Origin of the sequence: Streptomyces sp. NPDC050617 (genome assembly GCF_040654795.1) — a bacterium.
In the GTDB taxonomy this organism is placed as follows: domain Bacteria; phylum Actinomycetota; class Actinomycetes; order Streptomycetales; family Streptomycetaceae; genus Streptomyces.
The window spans coordinates 1-15,328 of record NZ_JBFAIS010000009.1; the positions used below are offsets into that span (position 1 = coordinate 1).

General features: G+C 72.5%; 11 protein-coding genes. 2 read left to right on the top strand and 9 right to left on the bottom strand.

Going from position 1 to position 15,328, the window contains the following annotated elements:
• Positions 1 to 33 precede the first annotated feature (33 nt).
• Genes AB0I49_RS14265 through AB0I49_RS14285 form a run of 5 tightly spaced genes read right to left on the bottom strand, consistent with a single transcriptional unit; the run spans position 34 to position 5,571 of the window.
• On the bottom strand, positions 34 to 1,272 hold the full coding sequence (locus AB0I49_RS14265) for a styrene monooxygenase/indole monooxygenase family protein (protein ID WP_363227237.1): 1,239 nt from the start codon (positions 1,270 to 1,272) through the stop codon (positions 34 to 36).
• A gap of 13 nt (positions 1,273 to 1,285) precedes the next feature.
• Complete coding sequence (locus tag AB0I49_RS14270; protein WP_363227455.1) at positions 1,286 to 1,888, bottom strand: ATP/GTP-binding protein; 603 nt, start codon at positions 1,886 to 1,888, stop codon at positions 1,286 to 1,288.
• Between the two features lie 7 nt (positions 1,889 to 1,895).
• Positions 1,896 to 2,297: a DUF742 domain-containing protein gene (locus tag AB0I49_RS14275; RefSeq protein ID WP_363227238.1), complete on the bottom strand. Its 402-nt coding sequence runs from the start codon at positions 2,295 to 2,297 to the stop codon at positions 1,896 to 1,898.
• Positions 2,294 to 2,785, bottom strand: coding sequence for a roadblock/LC7 domain-containing protein (locus tag AB0I49_RS14280; protein WP_363227239.1), 492 nt, complete (start codon positions 2,783 to 2,785; stop codon positions 2,294 to 2,296). Before AB0I49_RS14280 ends, AB0I49_RS14275 begins: the two co-directional genes overlap by 4 nt.
• Complete coding sequence (locus AB0I49_RS14285) at positions 2,782 to 5,571, bottom strand: nitrate- and nitrite sensing domain-containing protein (protein ID WP_363227240.1); 2,790 nt, start codon at positions 5,569 to 5,571, stop codon at positions 2,782 to 2,784. Before AB0I49_RS14285 ends, AB0I49_RS14280 begins: the two co-directional genes overlap by 4 nt.
• Before the next feature lie 524 nt (positions 5,572 to 6,095).
• On the opposite strand from AB0I49_RS14285, the gene AB0I49_RS14290 reads away from it, so the two are divergent.
• The gene (locus AB0I49_RS14290; RefSeq protein WP_363227241.1) at positions 6,096 to 6,866 is read left to right on the top strand and encodes a hypothetical protein; all 771 of its coding nucleotides are present in this window, start codon (positions 6,096 to 6,098) and stop codon (positions 6,864 to 6,866) included.
• A gap of 43 nt (positions 6,867 to 6,909) precedes the next feature.
• Here AB0I49_RS14290 and AB0I49_RS14295 read toward each other — a convergent pair whose 3' ends face one another.
• Complete coding sequence (locus AB0I49_RS14295; RefSeq protein WP_363227456.1) at positions 6,910 to 7,365, bottom strand: MarR family transcriptional regulator; 456 nt, start codon at positions 7,363 to 7,365, stop codon at positions 6,910 to 6,912.
• 295 nt (positions 7,366 to 7,660) lie between these two features.
• Here AB0I49_RS14295 and AB0I49_RS14300 point away from each other — a divergent pair, with 295 nt between their 5' ends.
• Positions 7,661 to 8,566: a lysozyme gene (locus AB0I49_RS14300; protein WP_363227242.1), complete on the top strand. Its 906-nt coding sequence runs from the start codon at positions 7,661 to 7,663 to the stop codon at positions 8,564 to 8,566.
• Between the two features lie 135 nt (positions 8,567 to 8,701).
• Here the strand turns inward: AB0I49_RS14300 and AB0I49_RS14305 are convergent, their stop codons facing one another.
• The 3 genes from AB0I49_RS14305 to AB0I49_RS14315 form a co-directional block, all read right to left on the bottom strand.
• Positions 8,702 to 11,497 carry a M4 family metallopeptidase gene (locus AB0I49_RS14305; protein WP_363227243.1) on the bottom strand — a complete coding sequence of 932 codons (2,796 nt, stop codon included), beginning with the start codon at positions 11,495 to 11,497 and terminating at the stop codon, positions 8,702 to 8,704.
• A 278-nt stretch (positions 11,498 to 11,775) separates the two neighbouring features.
• The gene (gene lon, locus AB0I49_RS14310; protein WP_363227244.1) at positions 11,776 to 14,211 is read right to left on the bottom strand and encodes an endopeptidase La; all 2,436 of its coding nucleotides are present in this window, start codon (positions 14,209 to 14,211) and stop codon (positions 11,776 to 11,778) included.
• Between the two features lie 124 nt (positions 14,212 to 14,335).
• A complete protein-coding gene (locus AB0I49_RS14315; protein WP_363227245.1) occupies positions 14,336 to 15,271 on the bottom strand; it encodes an AraC family transcriptional regulator in 936 nt (311 codons plus the stop codon).
• Positions 15,272 to 15,328 lie beyond the last annotated feature (57 nt).

The following is a 15,328-nucleotide window of genomic DNA, read 5'->3' on the forward strand; positions in this document are numbered from 1 at the left end:
GCGGCCGCAAAACGGCCGCACCCCTCTCATTCCTCAGACCCGCGCCGCGACCTCGCCCAGGTACTCCTCCGCCTTCGCCGGGTCGTAGAAGAAGTTCTCGAAGTCCGACGGGTCGTTGAAGCCGTTGGCGAAACGGTCCGCTATCGGCTGGAACTGCCCGGCCGCGCCGATGATGTTCAGGACGTGCTCCGGCGGCGGGGCCAGCATCGCGTTGGTCCACTTGGTGACGTGCCGCGCCGTCTGCCAGTAGCGGTCGAACGTGGCCTGCATCCACTGCTCGTCGAAGGGCTCCTCACCCCGCTCGACGATCGAGTCGAGGTACGAGGCCGCGCACTTGGACGCCGAGTTGGAGCCCTGCCCGGTGATCGGGTCGTTGGCCACGACCACGTCCCCGACGCCGAGGACCAGGCCGCCGCTGGGCAGCCGCCCGATGGGGTGGCGCACGGTCGGGGCGTAGCGCCCGGCCAGCGTGCCGTTGGCGTCGGTCAGCTCGACCTTGGTGGCCCGCGCGTACTCCCAGGGCAGGTACCGCTCCAGCAGCTCCAAGGTCACCGCGAGGTGTTCGTCGGGGTCCTTTATGCCCTGGAAGACGTCGAGGGGGCCGCCCGGCACGCCCTCCCAGAAGAGGATGTCGGCGCGGCCGGAGTTGGTGAGCGTCGGCATGACGAACAGCTCGCCGACGCCGGGCACCAGGTTGCAGCGGACCGCGTCGAAGCCGGGGTGCTCGGGGCGCGGCCCCATGCCGTGCACATAGGCGACGGCCAGCGCGCGCTGCGGCGTCGCGTACGGCGAGCGCGCCGCGTCCCGGCCGAACATCGACACCAGCTCGCCCTTGCCGGCGGAGACCAGCACCAGGTCGTAGCGGCGGGCGAAGAAGTCGAGGTCGGACACTGCCGCGCCGTGGATGACGAGCTGCCCGCCGCGCTGCGCGAAGGTCTCCATCCAGCCGGCCATCTTCACCCGCTGGTCGACCGACTGCGCGTACCCGTCCAGCATGCCGACCCAGTCGACGGCGCGCGAGGAGTCGGGGGCCGCGACGGAGACGCCGAGGCCCTTGATGCGGGGGGCCTGGCTCTCCCAGAAGTTGATCTGGAGGTCGCGCTCGTGCTGGAGCGCGGTGTGGAACATGCACTGGGTGGACATGACCCGGCCGGCGCGGACCTCGTCGGCCGTGCGGTTGGACATCAAGGTGACCTCGTAGCCCTGCGACTGCAGACCGAGGGCCAGTTGGAGGCCGGACTGCCCGGCTCCTACGACGAGTATCTTCCGCATGGTTCTCCAGCTCTTATTCGGGGGTGACGTCGTAGGCGTGGCCGACCATGGCCAGCAGAGACTCGATCACCGTGATGCGTTTGCGCGCATCCATGATCACAACAGGTACGCGCGGAGGCACGGACAGCGCGTCACGCACGTCCTCCTCCTCGTAACGGGTCGTGCCCTCGAAGTGGTTGACCGCGACGATGTACGGCAGCCCGCAGCTCTCGAAGTAGTCGAGCGCCGGGAAGCAGTCCTCCAGCCGCCGGGTGTCGGCCATGACCACCGCCCCGATCGCGCCGCGCACCAGGTCGTCCCACATGAACCAGTAGCGCTTCTGGCCGGGCGTGCCGAACAGGTAGAGCACCAGGTCGTTGTCGAGCGTGATGCGGCCGAAGTCCATGGCGACCGTGGTCGTGGTCTTCTCCGGCGTCGCCGCGAGGTCGTCGACGTCCTCGCTGGCCGTGGTCATCACGGCCTCGGTCCGCAGCGGGGTGATCTCCGAGACCGTGCCCACGAACGTCGTCTTGCCGACGCCGAAGCCGCCCGCCACGACTATCTTCGTGGCGACGGGCGCCCGGGTACGGTCCGTCTGCCAGCTCTGCAACCCCTCCTCGGCGGCCGGCGAGGCCATCACCGTGTCAGAGTCTGCGAAGTCCACTCAACACCCTTTCCAACAGCGCGCGGTCGGGCTGGCCGGTGCCGTGCCCGGTGCCGTATACGCGGATCTTTCCCTGGTCGGCCAGGTCGCTGATGAGCACGCGCACGACGCCGAGCGGCATCTTGAGCAGCGCGGAGATCTCGGCGACCGAGCGCATCCGGCGGCACAGCTCGACGATGGCCCGCATCTCGGGCATGACCCGCGAGCCCAGGCCGCCGGATTCGAGCTCCCGCCGCTCCTCGGGGGCGTCCAGCGACGCCACGAAGGTCTCGACGAGCAGCACATGTCCGAAGCGGGTCCGTCCGCCGGTGAGCGAGTACGGGCGCACCCGCGCGGGTTTCCTGTCCGACCCGCGGACGGGCAATCGGTGTGCGGATGTCACTGTTCTGCCTGCCTTGGCTCCATTGACTTCCGCAGCTCGCTGCGGAGTTCAGGGGTGAGAACATGACCTGCCCGGCCGACGAAGAGCGCCATGTGGTAGGCGACGACGCTCATGTCGCTGTCGGGGGCGGCCTGCACGCCGAGCAGCGAACCGTCGCTGATCGCCATGACGAACAGGCTTCCCTCGTCCATGGCCACCATCGTCTGTTTGACGATGCCGGCCTCCATCAGCTTGGCCGCGCCCGTCGTCAGGCTGCCGAGCCCGGAGACGATGGTGGCCAGGTCGGCGCTGGAGCCCCGCGGCCCCTCGGGCGTCAGCGGGCCGGCGCCCGCGGCGTTCTGCTCCGGATCGGAGGAGAGCAGCATCAGGCCGTCCGAGGAGACGACGGCCACCGACCGTACGCCCGGCACCTCTTCGACCAGGTTGTCCAGCAGCCAGTGCAGGTTACGGGCCTCGGTGCTCAGCCCGTACGTACTCGGCGCATTCAATCGCGTGCCTCCTCGGCAGTGCCAGCCTCATCCAGCGCCCCCGCTTGCTGATGGTCAGTGTTCCGCATCTTGATCCCCGCCGTGATCTCGGCCTCGGCGTCCCGGCGGCCCTCCCGCGCTCCCTGCTGGAAGCCGCCGAGTTGGCGCCGGAGCGCCTCCGCGTCGACTCCCCGGCCCTGACGTGGTGCGGAGTCCTGCATGGTCACGGTCCTCGGGGTGCGCTTGGGCAGCCCCTTGTCCGTGGTGCGCGAATCCGCGTCGTCGGCGGCCGGGTCGGCGGCACCGCTGTCGGCGGGGCGCCGCCGGGCCGTCCCGGCGGGGTGCGGCTGGTCGGCCGTTGGCCTCGCGTGTTCGTCGGGTCCGGGCGTGTACGCGCTCGCGACCTGGCCGGTCACGGGCGGCGGCACGACTCCGAAGGGCCCGTCCGGCACGGCTCGTACGGGCCGCCCGGACGCGTCCGGTGGGGTGGTTTCCGCGCCGGAGGGGGGCTCGTCGGTCCGCCGGGCGTGTCGTCCGGTCGGCGGCTGCTGGGGGTCGGGGACGGCGGCGAGCTGGATCGTGCGCTCGGCCGCCTCGATGAGGGGGTCGGGGTCGGCCTTGCGCTCCGCGGGGGCGGGGGCGGGCGTGTCGGGGTCCTGGGGCGGGGGCTCCGCCGCGCCCGGGTCCGGTGCGGGGCGGCGCTGCGGGCCGGTGTTCTGCCGCGGCACCGTCGTCGGTTCGGCGGGCGGCGCGGGCTGCGCCGAAGGCGTCGGGTCCGGTGCCGGACCGTCCGGGTCCGGGGTCCCGCCGGTGCGGGACGTGTTGCCCGGCAGCGCGTTGGAGTTCGCCTCCGCTATTGAGCCGGGCAGCTGGAACGCGGGGGCCCCGGCGCCCCCCGGCACGACCGGGGCCGGGGCCGGCCCGGAGGGGCCGGTGGGCAGCAGCGCCTTCGGCAGGACGACGACGGCGGTCATGCCGCCCTGCTGCTGCGCCCGCAGCTGCACCCGCACGCCGTGCCGCGAGGCGAGCTGCGCCACCACGTAGAGCCCGAGCCCGAGCGTCTGCTCGCCGTCCGCGGTGTGCGCCTCCTGCGGGTCGGGCGCGGCCAGCAGGGCGTTGACGGCGGCCAGCCGCTCGCCCGGCATGCCGATGCCCTCGTCCTGTACGGAGAGCATCACGTCGCCGCTCTCCAGCAGCCAGCCGGAGAGCTGCACCTGCGCGTCGGGCGGCGAGAAGGCCGTCGCGTTCTCCAGCAGCTCCGCGACCAGGTGACTGGTGTCGTCCGCGGCGAAGCCGGCGACCTGCGCGTGCGGCGGCAGGGCCTGGATCTGCACCCGCTCGTACTTCTCGATCTCGCTGATGGAAGCGCGCACGACGTCCAGCAGCGGCACGCTGCCGGAGTGCCCGGAGCCGTGCTCCGCACCGGCCAGAACCAGCAGGTTCTCGCTGTGGCGGCGCATGCGGGTGGCGAGGTGGTCGAGCTTGAAGAGCGTCTCCAGCCGCTCCGGGTCCTGCTCGTTCGCCTCCATGGTCTCGATGACGCCGAGCTGACGCTCCACCAGGCCGAGGGTGCGCAGCGAGAGGTTGACGTACGTGCCGTGCACGGTGCCGGTGAGGGCGGCGATCCGCTCGCGCAGCCGCGCCTGCTGGGCCTGGAGCGCCTCGCGTTCGTCGGCGAGCGCCTGGCGGGCGCCGATCAGCCGGGACCGCTCGCCCTCCAGCTGGGTGATGCGCTCCCGCTGGCTCGCGGCGGCCTCGTGCAGCGTGTTGACGGACCGTACGACCTCGGCGAACTCGTCGTCGCGCCCCTTGAAGACCACCGGCTGCTCGCCCGCCGGGTCGGCGGCGACGCGCCGGGCCCCGAGGCGCAGGGCGGCGAGCGGCCGGGTCATGGAGCGGGCGGCCTGGGCGAAGGCGCCGGCGGCGACGAGGAAGCAGAGGACGAGCAGCGCCGCGTCCAGCTCCAGGGCGGTGACGTCGTCGTCGCGGAGCTTCTCCAGCCGGGTGATCTCGCCGCTCGCGAGCGCCGATTCGACGCCGCGCATCCGGTCGATGCGGGCGGTGAGGGCGGATTCGACGGCGCTCTTGGAGAGGTCGCGGTCGGCCGTGGAGAGTTCGGAGCGGGCGGTGAGGCGGGTGAGGTAGTCGTCGGCCGCGGTGACGTCGGGGCCGTTGACGGTGGCTTGGTAGGAGTCGCGGGCGGCGGGCGGCGCGAGCTGCTCGAAGTCGGCGAGCGCGGCCTTCTCGCGGATGTCCGTGCGCTGGGCGGCGGCGGTCAGCCCGTTCTGCGTGGAGCCGCGCGAGGCGAGCGCGCCGAGCAGCAGGCCGCGGGTGGCGGACGCCTCCTCGACGGCCCGGCCGAGCGGCGGCAGGGCGGCGGCGGAGCCGGTGCCGGCGCGGGCCGGGAGCTGGTGCGCGAGGGTGTCGGCGACGCCGTGCAGCGCCTGGACCGCGTCGGTGTAGGCGGTGTAGGTGTCGGCCGCCTTGCCGGGGCCGGTCAGGGCCTGCTGGCGGGTCTTGGGGAGGGCGTCGAGCAGGGCGCGTACGGACGCGGGGGCCTGGCCGCGGTACTCGGCGACCTGGCGGTCCACGCGGGCGCGCTGGCTCTCGGTGACGCCGCCGGCGGCCGTGGCGCGGCCCGCGGCGACGAACTCGGTCATGGCGTCGCGCTCGTCGGCCAGCGAGTGCGCGAGGGCTACGGCGCCTCTGTTGGCCTGGGCGAGGTCGACGAGGTGCTGGGTGTCGTGGAGGTCGTCGGCCGCGCCGAGTATGCCGGGGACGCCCGCTCCGAGTACGGCGACGGACACGATCGCGACGGCGACGACCAGTCGGTTACGTACGCGCGTAGTGCGCCGTCGCGCGACCGTCGTCTGCTGCTCGTGTGTACCGCCCCGAGGCCGCTTTTTCCGCACCGGTGCTCACAATCTTCGCTCGCCTGTCCCTATGTGGTGCCAGGAGGTGACGACGGTTCGGTCAACGGCCCGGACCACCCCTGGTGCCGATTTCGACTTTTGACCCTTTCAGCCCGGATCGGGGGCGGGTGCTCATCGCCCGCCCAGCCACTCCAAGGAGTGAACATCAGACAGACGGTGACCCTCAACTTCTGTGCGGGGGCTGTGCGGCCCCGGCAAGGGGGCCGGCTGGAAAACCTCCGGGGGGCCTGAAAAGATGTCCGCCCGCAGCTCAGAGCCTTCTCCGGCGCCCCGGCCGCCGGCCTCGCCGGTCCTCCTGCCGCCCGGCGGGCGCCGCTCCCGGCCTGGGCGCCCGCCGCCCCCGGCCCCCGCGCGCCCCGCGCCGCGCGTCGTCGCGCCCCCTCGGGCAGACTGGCCGGATGCGCATCGAACTCGCCACCCGGCCCGGAGATCCCCAACGTCCCAATGAGGACTTCGTGTCGGTGGCGCTGCCCGCGGGTGGACACGGTGGAGCAGTGGTGCTGCTGGACGGCGTCACCCCGCCCGCGAGCAGCACCGGCTGCGCGCACGGCGTCCCCTGGTTCACGGCCCGGCTCGGCGGCGCGCTCATCGAACTAAGCGCCTCGCGCCGGGAACTGACGCTCTCCCAGTGCCTCGCCGAGGCCATCGAGCGGACCGCCGGAGCCCACCGCGACACCTGTGACCTTTCTCACGTCCGCACCCCGCAGGCAACCGTCGTCGCGGCCCGCTGGGACGCGGAACGCCTCGAACATCTGGTTCTGTCCGATTCCGCGCTGCTGATCGAGCGCGCCGACGGCTCGGTGACCCCGGTCCTCGACGACCGCATCGAGGCGCTGGCCGCACTCGGTCCGGTGACGGACGACCAGCGCAACGCGGAGGGCGGCTTCTTCACCGCGGCGGCCGACCCCGCCGTGGTCGCCCGCGCGGTCACCGGGGCCACGCCGCGTACGGACGTACGGTCCCTGGCCGCGCTCACCGACGGGGCGTCGCGCTGGGTGGAGATGTTCGGCGAGGGGAGCTGGCAGGACTGCCTGGCGGTGCTGCGCAAGGAGGGGCCGGAGGGGCTGATCGACCGGGTGCGGGCGGTGGAGGACGCCGACCGGGACGGCGAGGCGTTCCGGCGCTGGAAGCGCCACGACGACGCGGCCGCCGCCTTCATCGAACCCTGAGGGCCCCGAGGGCCCTGAGAGCTCGGGGCGGGAGCGCGGCGGCTCAGTCCTCCCGGTCCTCCGCGCGGGCATTGAACTGGTGGAGCAGCCGGGCCAGTTCGGCGATCTCCGTGCGGTCCCAGTCGGCGAGCCTGTGCACGTACTGCGCGCGGCGCGCGTCGCGTACGCGCGTGAAGCGGGCGCGGCCCTCCTCGGTGAGGGAGAGGAGCGAGGCGCGGCCGTCGGCCGGGTCGGGGGCACGGGTGACGAGGCCCAGCTCGTCGAGGGCGCGCAGTTGGCGGCTCATGGTGGCCTTGCCGACGCCGAAGTAGGCGGCGAGGTCGGTGGCGCGCTGCGGGCCGCACTCCTCCAGCCGGACCAGGAGCCCGTAGGCCGCGGCCTCCAGTTCGGGGTGGACCGCGCGGGCCATCTCGCCGGAGGAGGCGCGGGCCCGGCGCAGGAAGACCGCCAACTCGCGCTCCAGGGCGAGGAACGCGCGGTCGCTGGTGCTTCCGGCCACGGTGCGGTCGCCGCCCTCCGCGGGCGGCGGGGTCCCGGTGTTGTGCACGTCAGCGCCTTTCCAGCTGTTCAGGTCTGAAACTTTCCGCTCACCGCGGTCGTATCGCCGCAGCTTGACCAGTATTTCGCAGGATTAGACCAACGGCAGCACCCGGCCCCTCTATCGCCGCCCCCTGCCGCGCACGTAGCGTCTGACATGTCATGGCCACTCCAATTAGTGGTTTCTCCACCGTCAAACGGCGGGAATAAGTCATGATGTATGAGGACATCCCCCACTGAGTCCCTCGGAGGCACGCATGCCCGAGCACAGATCCGCTCCGGCCCGCCGCGGACTCCCCGCGCCGGCCGGCCGCCCCTCCGCACTCGTCTTCCTCTGCTCCGCCCTCGCCCTCCTCCTCTCCCTCCTGGCGCCGCCCGCGACGGCCGCGGACCGCGCCGGGCCGGCGGACCGCGCCGCCCCCTCGGACCGCTCCGAACCCGCGCACCCGGACCGCGACTGGATGGGCTCGACCCTCCCCGACCACGAACCCCACGCACGCGCCGGCCAGGGCCACGCCCCGCGCCCCCGCCTCAGCGCCTCCGTCGAGGGCGTGGACGTCTCCAGCCACAACGGGAACGTCGACTGGCAGACCCTGTGGAACAGCGGCGTCCGCTGGGCCTACGTGAAGGCGACCGAGTCCACGAGCTACACCAACCCGTACTTCGCGCAGCAGTACAACGGCTCGTACAACGTCGGCATGATCCGCGGCGCGTACCACTTCGCCACCCCCGACACCTCCTCCGGAGCGGCCCAGGCCGCCCACTTCCTCGCCCACGGCGGCGGCTGGTCGCGGGACGGCAAGACGCTGCCCGGCGCGCTCGACATGGAGTACAACCCGTACGGCGCGGCCTGCTACGGCAAGAGCGCGAGCGCGATGGTCGACTGGGTCCGCGACTTCTTCGCGGCCTACCACGCGAAGACCGGCCGCGATCCGGTGATCTACACCTCGACCAGCTGGTGGAAGGCGTGCACCGGCAACTACGCCGGCTTCGGCGCCGCCAACCCGCTGTGGATCCCGCGCTACGGCTCCTCGGTCGGCGAACTCCCCGCCGGGTGGGGCTTCTACACGATGTGGCAGTACACCTCGACGGGCCCGACCGTCGGCGACCACAGCGTGTTCAACGGCGCGTACGACCGGCTCAAGGCCCTGGCCAACGGCTGACGGCACCGCGGACCGGGCCGAGCGCCCCATGGACGTGCGGACGGGCGGACGCGTCCGTACGCACAAGGGCGGGCCCCCGGGCATCGGTGCCGGGGGCCCGCTCGCTCGCTCAGTCGCTCACATCAGGCGGTCGCGTCAGCCGCACAGACCCGCCGGGCGGGTGCGCGTGACGAGATCGGTGTAGCCGGTGGTGCCGTCGATCCACACCACCTGCTTGCCGCCGGCCGCCACGGGCGAACTCTGCTCGCCGCGGTTGCAGGAGACCCGGTTCTTCGCCTTGCCGTCCAGCGAGAACTGCCACAGCTTCGGCAGCGACTCATTGCGGTACTCCGTGTCGGGCAGCGCCGCGTCGACCGTCACCGCCTCCTCGGAGACCGTCAGGTCGAAGGGGAAGAGCGCGCCCGGGCCGGTCTCCTTGCTGATGTCGGCCGCCCCCGTGCCGTCCGGGTTCGCGCGGCGCACCGCCATCTGTCCCTCGTCCGTGGCCACCTCGTCCACCAGCCAGTAGACGCCGGAGCCGTTGACGCCGGTCTGGCCGATGCCCTCGGGCTCGCCGAGCTGCCCCATCAGCGTGGTCTTCCCGGTCTTGACGTCGAGCACCTCGGTGCCCAGCTTGTACGTGCCCGCCGCCGGGTAGAGCTTGGCGTACGCGATCTTCGTGCCGTGGAGCGACGGCAGCGCCGTGCTCAGCTGGTACTTGCCGCCGTCCACCCAGGTCGGCTCCCGGTCGCCGGGCTTCAGGTAGCCCACGTGCCGGCCGCCGAACCGGTCCATCGACTCGAAGGCCACCACGCCGCCCTCGATCCGCAGGCCGGAGACGTCGGTGGTGCTGGAGTAGAGCTTCTTGATCGGGCCGCCCGCCAGCGGCCGGGAGAGGACGTCCAGGCTGGTCGTGCCGTAGGCCACCCAGGCCACGGTCTTGCCGTCGGTCGCCGGGTAGACGTGGAAGCGGCCGTCGTTGGGGCTGATGAGCTTGGGGTGGCCCGTGCCGTCGGTGCGGCCCGCGTAGACCGAGTACGGCTCGGAACCGTCGTCGTTCGACTTCGACGTGGTCCACCAGCCGCCGCCCGCGCCCACGCCCGTACCGGCGGTGTTGAGCTTGCCGAGGAGCTGGTCGGAGTCGACGCCGAGCGCGTTCTCCCAGCCGGGCACGATGCCGTGGGCGTTGAACGACCGCTTGACGGTGTTCAGCTGCTTGCCCGAGACCTTGAGGTCCTTGGCGGCGGCGAGCACCGCGTTGCGGCCCTCGGTGAAGCCGTCGAGCGGCGTCATGTACGCGGTCAGCGCCTTGTACACGATCTTGTCGGCGAGCACCCGGCCGAGGTCCTCGCGGATGTCCCACAGCGCGCCGGAGAAGATCGTCGAGTTGAGGTGGACGCCGCCGTTGTCGGTGCCGAAGCCGACGCCCAGGAAGTTCTTGGACGTGGTGTGCCCGTCGTTGAGGTCGCGGAAGGCGCACTCGCGCGGGGTCTTGGTGCGGCAGAGGTGCTCGCCCAGCAGCCCCGCGTCCGGGTCGTCCATCGCCATGCCGGCCGCGTCCACGTCGATGGCGTTGCCGAAGTAGTCGGCTATGCCCTCGTTGAGCGCGCCGGACTGCCCCGCGTAGACGAGGTTCGCGCTGTTCTCGACGACGCCGTGGGTCATCTCGTGCCCGACCACGTCGAGGTCGGCGGAGAGCGTCCGGTACTCATCGTCGCCCTGGCCGTACACCATCTTGGTGCCGTCCCAGAAGGCGTTGATGTACGGGAGGCCGAACTCGGTCACTCCGACCAGGGAGTTGATGGTGCCGCCGCGCCCGTCGAGGCTGTCGCGGCCGTGCGCCTTCTTGTAGTAGTCGTAGACCTTCCCCGCCGCCCAGTGCGCGTCGACGGCGCCGGCCTCGGTGGCGTCCTTGTCGAAGGCGGGCGTCGGAGAGCCGAACTCCTTGATGCCGGAGGGCCATTTCCCGGACGTCTCGCCGACGTCCTTGCCGCGCGCGTCCCAGGTGGAGATCAGGTTCTTGCTGGTCCCCCACATCCGCGAGTAGTCGACCATCGTGTACTCGTTGCGGGAGGCGTCCTTGTAGAGCTGGAGCGGCACGGCGGCGCCGTCGTACTTGACGCCCGAGCCGGTGGTGCCGGGGAAGTCGTCCGCGGCTACGGCCTCGCCCTTGCCGCCGCTTCCTCGCGCACCGGCCGCCTTGGGCGCCGCGACGGCCTTGGCCCCCGGCGCACCGAACGTCTTGATGCTGCTGTACTGGAGGAGCGGGAACCCGGCCTTCGCGTCGACGTAGACCTCGCGCTGGACCGGCTCGCCGGTGGCCGGGTCCGTGCCGCGCACGGTGACGTGGTGCGCGAGCAGCCCCTCCCCCTTGGGCAGCACGACGAGCCCGTGCGACGCGCCCGTCAGCGCCTTGGCCGACGCGGTCCGCACGCCCTTGCCCGGTGCGATGTCGCCCTTGTCGAGCCGGGCGCCGCCGAGCTGGCGGGCGGTCGCCGTGACGGCCCGCTGGATCGCGGTCTCCTCGGAGACGGTCGCCTGCGTGCCGACCTTCAGCCCGGTGAAGTACTTGCCGGAGGTGCCGGTGACGGTCCGCTTGCCGTCGCGGTGCTCCATGCGCACGACGTACTGGCCGCCGAGCACGTCCACGCCGCGGTGCTTCTGCTGAAGCCGTACGGTTTCGTCCGCGCCGCTGCGCACCGACTGGGCGGGCGCGAGGTCGCGGCGCGGGTCCGCGATCTTGTAGCGGCTCTCCTTGCCGGCGAGGTGGGTGCGCGCCGCGTCGGCCGCGCTCCCCGTGCCGTCGGCGGCCTCGTGGAGCCCGGACACCAGCGCTGGGGTCTCGGTGCCCGTACCGGGGATCACCTCTGTCCCGGGCGCCTGCCGCGGTGCGGCGGCCTGGGCGGGGGCCGCGGTGACGACGAGAGCGGCGGCGCCGATGAGCGCCGCCACTCCCGATATGCCGCCGGGCCCGCCGGCTCTCGATCTTCCTGTACGTGCTCTGGACTTACGCAAGGTTCCCCTCCCGTACGTGCCTGACCGCCGGAACATCTCTGGGCAGCGCCATGCAACCTGTGATGTGTCGGACTATCAATGGGGTGGGGTGGGTTGTGGTCTGTTATCGGACAGATGTGCCGACTCGGAGTCAGTGAGCGCGCGGCACCGCCGGAACCGGCCCCTCCCCCGCGTGGGTGAGAGGCCGGTTCCGGCGGGTGGCCCGGTCGCGTCCGTCACGCCGCGACCGGGACCTCCGTACCCGTCGCGGCGGCCGCGGCGGGCTGGAGCGCGAGCTCCAGGACCTGGCGGACGTCCGAGACCGGGTGCACGTCGAGCCGGTCGAGGATCTCGGCGGGTACGTCGTCGAGGTCCGGCTCGTTGCGCTTGGGGATGATCACCGTGGTGATGCCGGCCCGGTGCGCGGCGAGCAGCTTCTGCTTGACGCCGCCGATGGGCAGGACCCGGCCGGTGAGCGACACCTCGCCGGTCATGGCCACGTCCGGGCGGACCTGGCGGCCGGAGAGCAGCGAGGCCAGCGCGGTGGTCATGGTGACGCCCGCGCTCGGCCCGTCCTTCGGCACGGCCCCGGCCGGCACGTGCAGGTGGACGCCGCGCTCCTTCAAGTCGCCGACGGGCAGCTCCAGTTCGGCTCCGTGCGAGCGCAGGAAGGAGAGCGCGATCTGCGCGGACTCCTTCATGACGTCGCCGAGCTGCCCGGTCAGGGTCAGCCCCGCCGCGCCCGACTCGGCGTCGGCGAGCGACGCCTCGACGTACAGGACGTCGCCGCCCGCGCCGGTCACGGCGAGGCCGGTGACCACGCCGGGCACGGCGGTGCGCCGCTCGGCCGGGTCCTGGGCGGACTCGGGGGTGTGGTGCGGCCGTCCGATCAGGCCGCGCAGGTCGTCCGCGCCGACGGTGAACGGCAGCTCCCGCTCGCCGAGTTCGTGCTGGGCCGCGACCTTGCGCAGCAGCCGCGCGACGGACCGCTCCAGGTTCCGTACGCCCGCCTCGCGGGTGTACTCGCCGGCGAGCTTGCGCAGCGCCTCGTCCTCCAGGACGACCTCGTCGTCACCCAGCCCCGCGCGCTCCAGCTGGCGCTTGAGGAGGTGGTCGCGGGCGATGGTGACCTTCTCGTCCTCGGTGTAGCCGTCGAGGCGGACCAGCTCCATGCGGTCGAGCAGGGCCTCCGGGATGGCTTCGAGGACGTTGGCGGTGGCGAGGAAGACGACGTCGGACAGGTCGAGTTCGACCTCCAGGTAGTGGTCGCGGAAGGTGTGGTTCTGCGCCGGGTCGAGGACTTCGAGGAGGGCGGCGGCCGGGTCGCCCCGGAAGTCGGAGCCGACCTTGTCGATCTCGTCGAGCAGGATGACGGGGTTCATGGACCCGGCTTCCTTGACGGCCCGTACGATCCGGCCGGGCAGCGCGCCCACGTACGTACGGCGGTGGCCGCGGATCTCGGCCTCGTCGCGGACGCCGCCGAGGGCGACGCGCACGAACTTGCGCCCCATGGCGCGGGCGACACTCTCACCCAAACTGGTCTTTCCGACGCCCGGAGGCCCGACGAGCGCGAGGACCGCGCCGCCGCGCCGCCCGCCGACGAGCCCGAGGCCCCGGTCGGCGCGGCGCTTGCGGACGGCCAGGTACTCGGTGATGCGCTCCTTGACGTCCTCCAGCCCGGCGTGGTCGGCGTCCAGGACGCCTTTGGCCCCGGCGATGTCGTACGCGTCCTCCGTGCGCTCGTTCCACGGCAGTTCGAGGACGGTGTCCAGCCAGGTGCGGATCCAGGAGCCCTCGGGGCTCTGGTCGGAGGAGCGCTCCAGCTTGTCGACCTCCTTGAGGGCGGCCTTGCGGACGTCCTCGGGCAGGTCGGCGGCCTCGACACGGGCCCGGTAGTCGTCCCCTTCGGCCGCATCCGACTGGGATTCGCCGTTGAGTTCGGAGAGTTCCTTGCGCACAGCCTCCAGCTGGCGGCGGAGCAGGAACTCGCGCTGCTGCTTGTCGACGCCCTCCTGGACGTCCTTCGCGATGGACTCGGCGACGTCCTGCTCGGCGAGGTGATCGCTGAGCCAGGACACGGCGAGCCGCAGCCGGGCCACCGGGTCGGCGGTCTCCAGCAGCTCGACGCGCTGCTGGACGGTCAGGAACGGGGAATATCCGGAGTTGTCGGCGAGCTGGGACACATCGTCGATCTGCTGCACCCGGTCCACGACCTGCCAGGCGCCGCGCTTGCGCAGCCAGCTGGTGGCGAGGGCCTTGTACTCCTTCATCAGCTCGGCGACGGCGCCGGGCACGGGCGCGTCGGGCGAGCTCTCCTCCACCTGGACGCCCTCCACCCAGAGCGCGGCTCCGGGCCCGGTGGTCCCGGCCCCGATCCGCACGCGGTGGACACCGCGGATCAGCGCGCCGGGGTCCCCGTCGGAGAGCCGTCCGACCTGCTCGACGGTGCCGAGCGTGCCGACGGCGGCATACGTCCCGTCGACCCGCGGCACCAGCAGCACCTTCGGCTTCCCGCCGCCGGAGCCGCTGGACCGCGCTGCGGCCTGCGCCGCCTCCACGGCGGCGCGTACGTCGTTGTCGGAGAGGTCGAGCGGCACCACCATGCCGGGCAGCACGACCTCGTCGTCGAGCGGCAGCACAGGGAGGGTGAGCGGTGTGGACGTCGAAGCCATGATCTTCCCTTCGGCATGCAAGTTGAGCTGTATGGACTCAATGCATATGAGGCGCCTGTTGTTCCCCGGCGGATGTTCGCTGTGAGCGATCACGCGATCGGGCCGCGGACGCCGCGGGAACGGCTCAGGCTTCCGCGGGTCGCGAGGGGCGGCCCTTCAGTCGGCGCCAGGCGCCCGGGGCCATGCCCTCCCGGCGGAGGAAGGCGCGGCTCAGGGCGCTGCCGGTGTCGTAGCCGACTCTGACGGCGATCTCCTGGACGCTCAGCGGGGTCTCGCGGAGCAGGGTCTTCACGCGGTACATGCGCCAGGCCGTGAGGTAGCCGAGCGGGGTGTCGCCCGCCTTCTCCTTGAAGAGGGCGGCGAAGGCCGAGCGGGACATGCCCGCCTTGCGGGCGAGGACGTCGACCGTCCAGGGGTGGGCGAGGTCCTCGTGCACCTCCCGCATGACCTGGGCGAGGCGCGGATCGCGCAGGGCGGCGAGCCAGCCGACCGCGCCGCCGCCGAACTCCGCGCAGCAGGCCCGCAGCGCCTGCACGAACAGCACGTCGGACAGCCGGCTCATGACGAAGCCCGCGCCGATCCGGCCGGTCGCGCCCTCCCCCGCGATGAGGTCGAACGTGGCGCGCAGCAGATGGGCGGCCGTGTCGTCCAGACTGAGCCGGAACAGCGGCGGCAGGAGGGTGAACAGCGGCTCGGCCGCCACCGCGTCGAAGGCGAACCGGCTGGAGACGATCTCGGTCAGCTCGCCGTCGCCCCCGGCCCGCGCCGTCGCTCCGGGCGCGCGGGCGAGGACGTCCTCGCAGTCGACGACGGGCCTGCCGGGCTCGTCCTGGAGCGTGAAGCCGACGCCCGCGCGCACCAGGAAGCAGTCATCGGCCGTCAGCCGCCGCGGGCCGTCGAGGACGTCCGCGGTCAGCAGGCACGAGCCGCTGGAGACGAGCACCAGACGGGCGAGGTGCCGGGGAGGGAACGAGATGCCCCAGGGGGCGCGGGCCGCTATCCGTACGTACCGGGCGTCCTCGATCTTCATCGTGGCGAGGAGGTCGTCGATCGGGTCCACTCCCCACCTCCTGGACGATCGGCACCAAATCCTGGACTCGATGATACTTTCCGTCCA

Excerpts from the sequence above, each read along its gene's own strand:
- AB0I49_RS14265 (WP_363227237.1), bottom strand. The coding sequence starts at position 1,272 with ATGCGGAAGATACTCGTCGTAGGAGCCGGGCAGTCCGGCCTCCAACTG.
- AB0I49_RS14270 (WP_363227455.1), bottom strand. The coding sequence starts at position 1,888 with ATGGCCTCGCCGGCCGCCGAGGAGGGGTTGCAGAGCTGGCAGACGGAC.
- AB0I49_RS14290 (WP_363227241.1), top strand. The coding sequence starts at position 6,096 with ATGCGCATCGAACTCGCCACCCGGCCCGGAGATCCCCAACGTCCCAAT.
- AB0I49_RS14300 (WP_363227242.1), top strand. The coding sequence starts at position 7,661 with ATGCCCGAGCACAGATCCGCTCCGGCCCGCCGCGGACTCCCCGCGCCG.
- lon (WP_363227244.1), bottom strand. The coding sequence starts at position 14,211 with ATGGCTTCGACGTCCACACCGCTCACCCTCCCTGTGCTGCCGCTCGAC.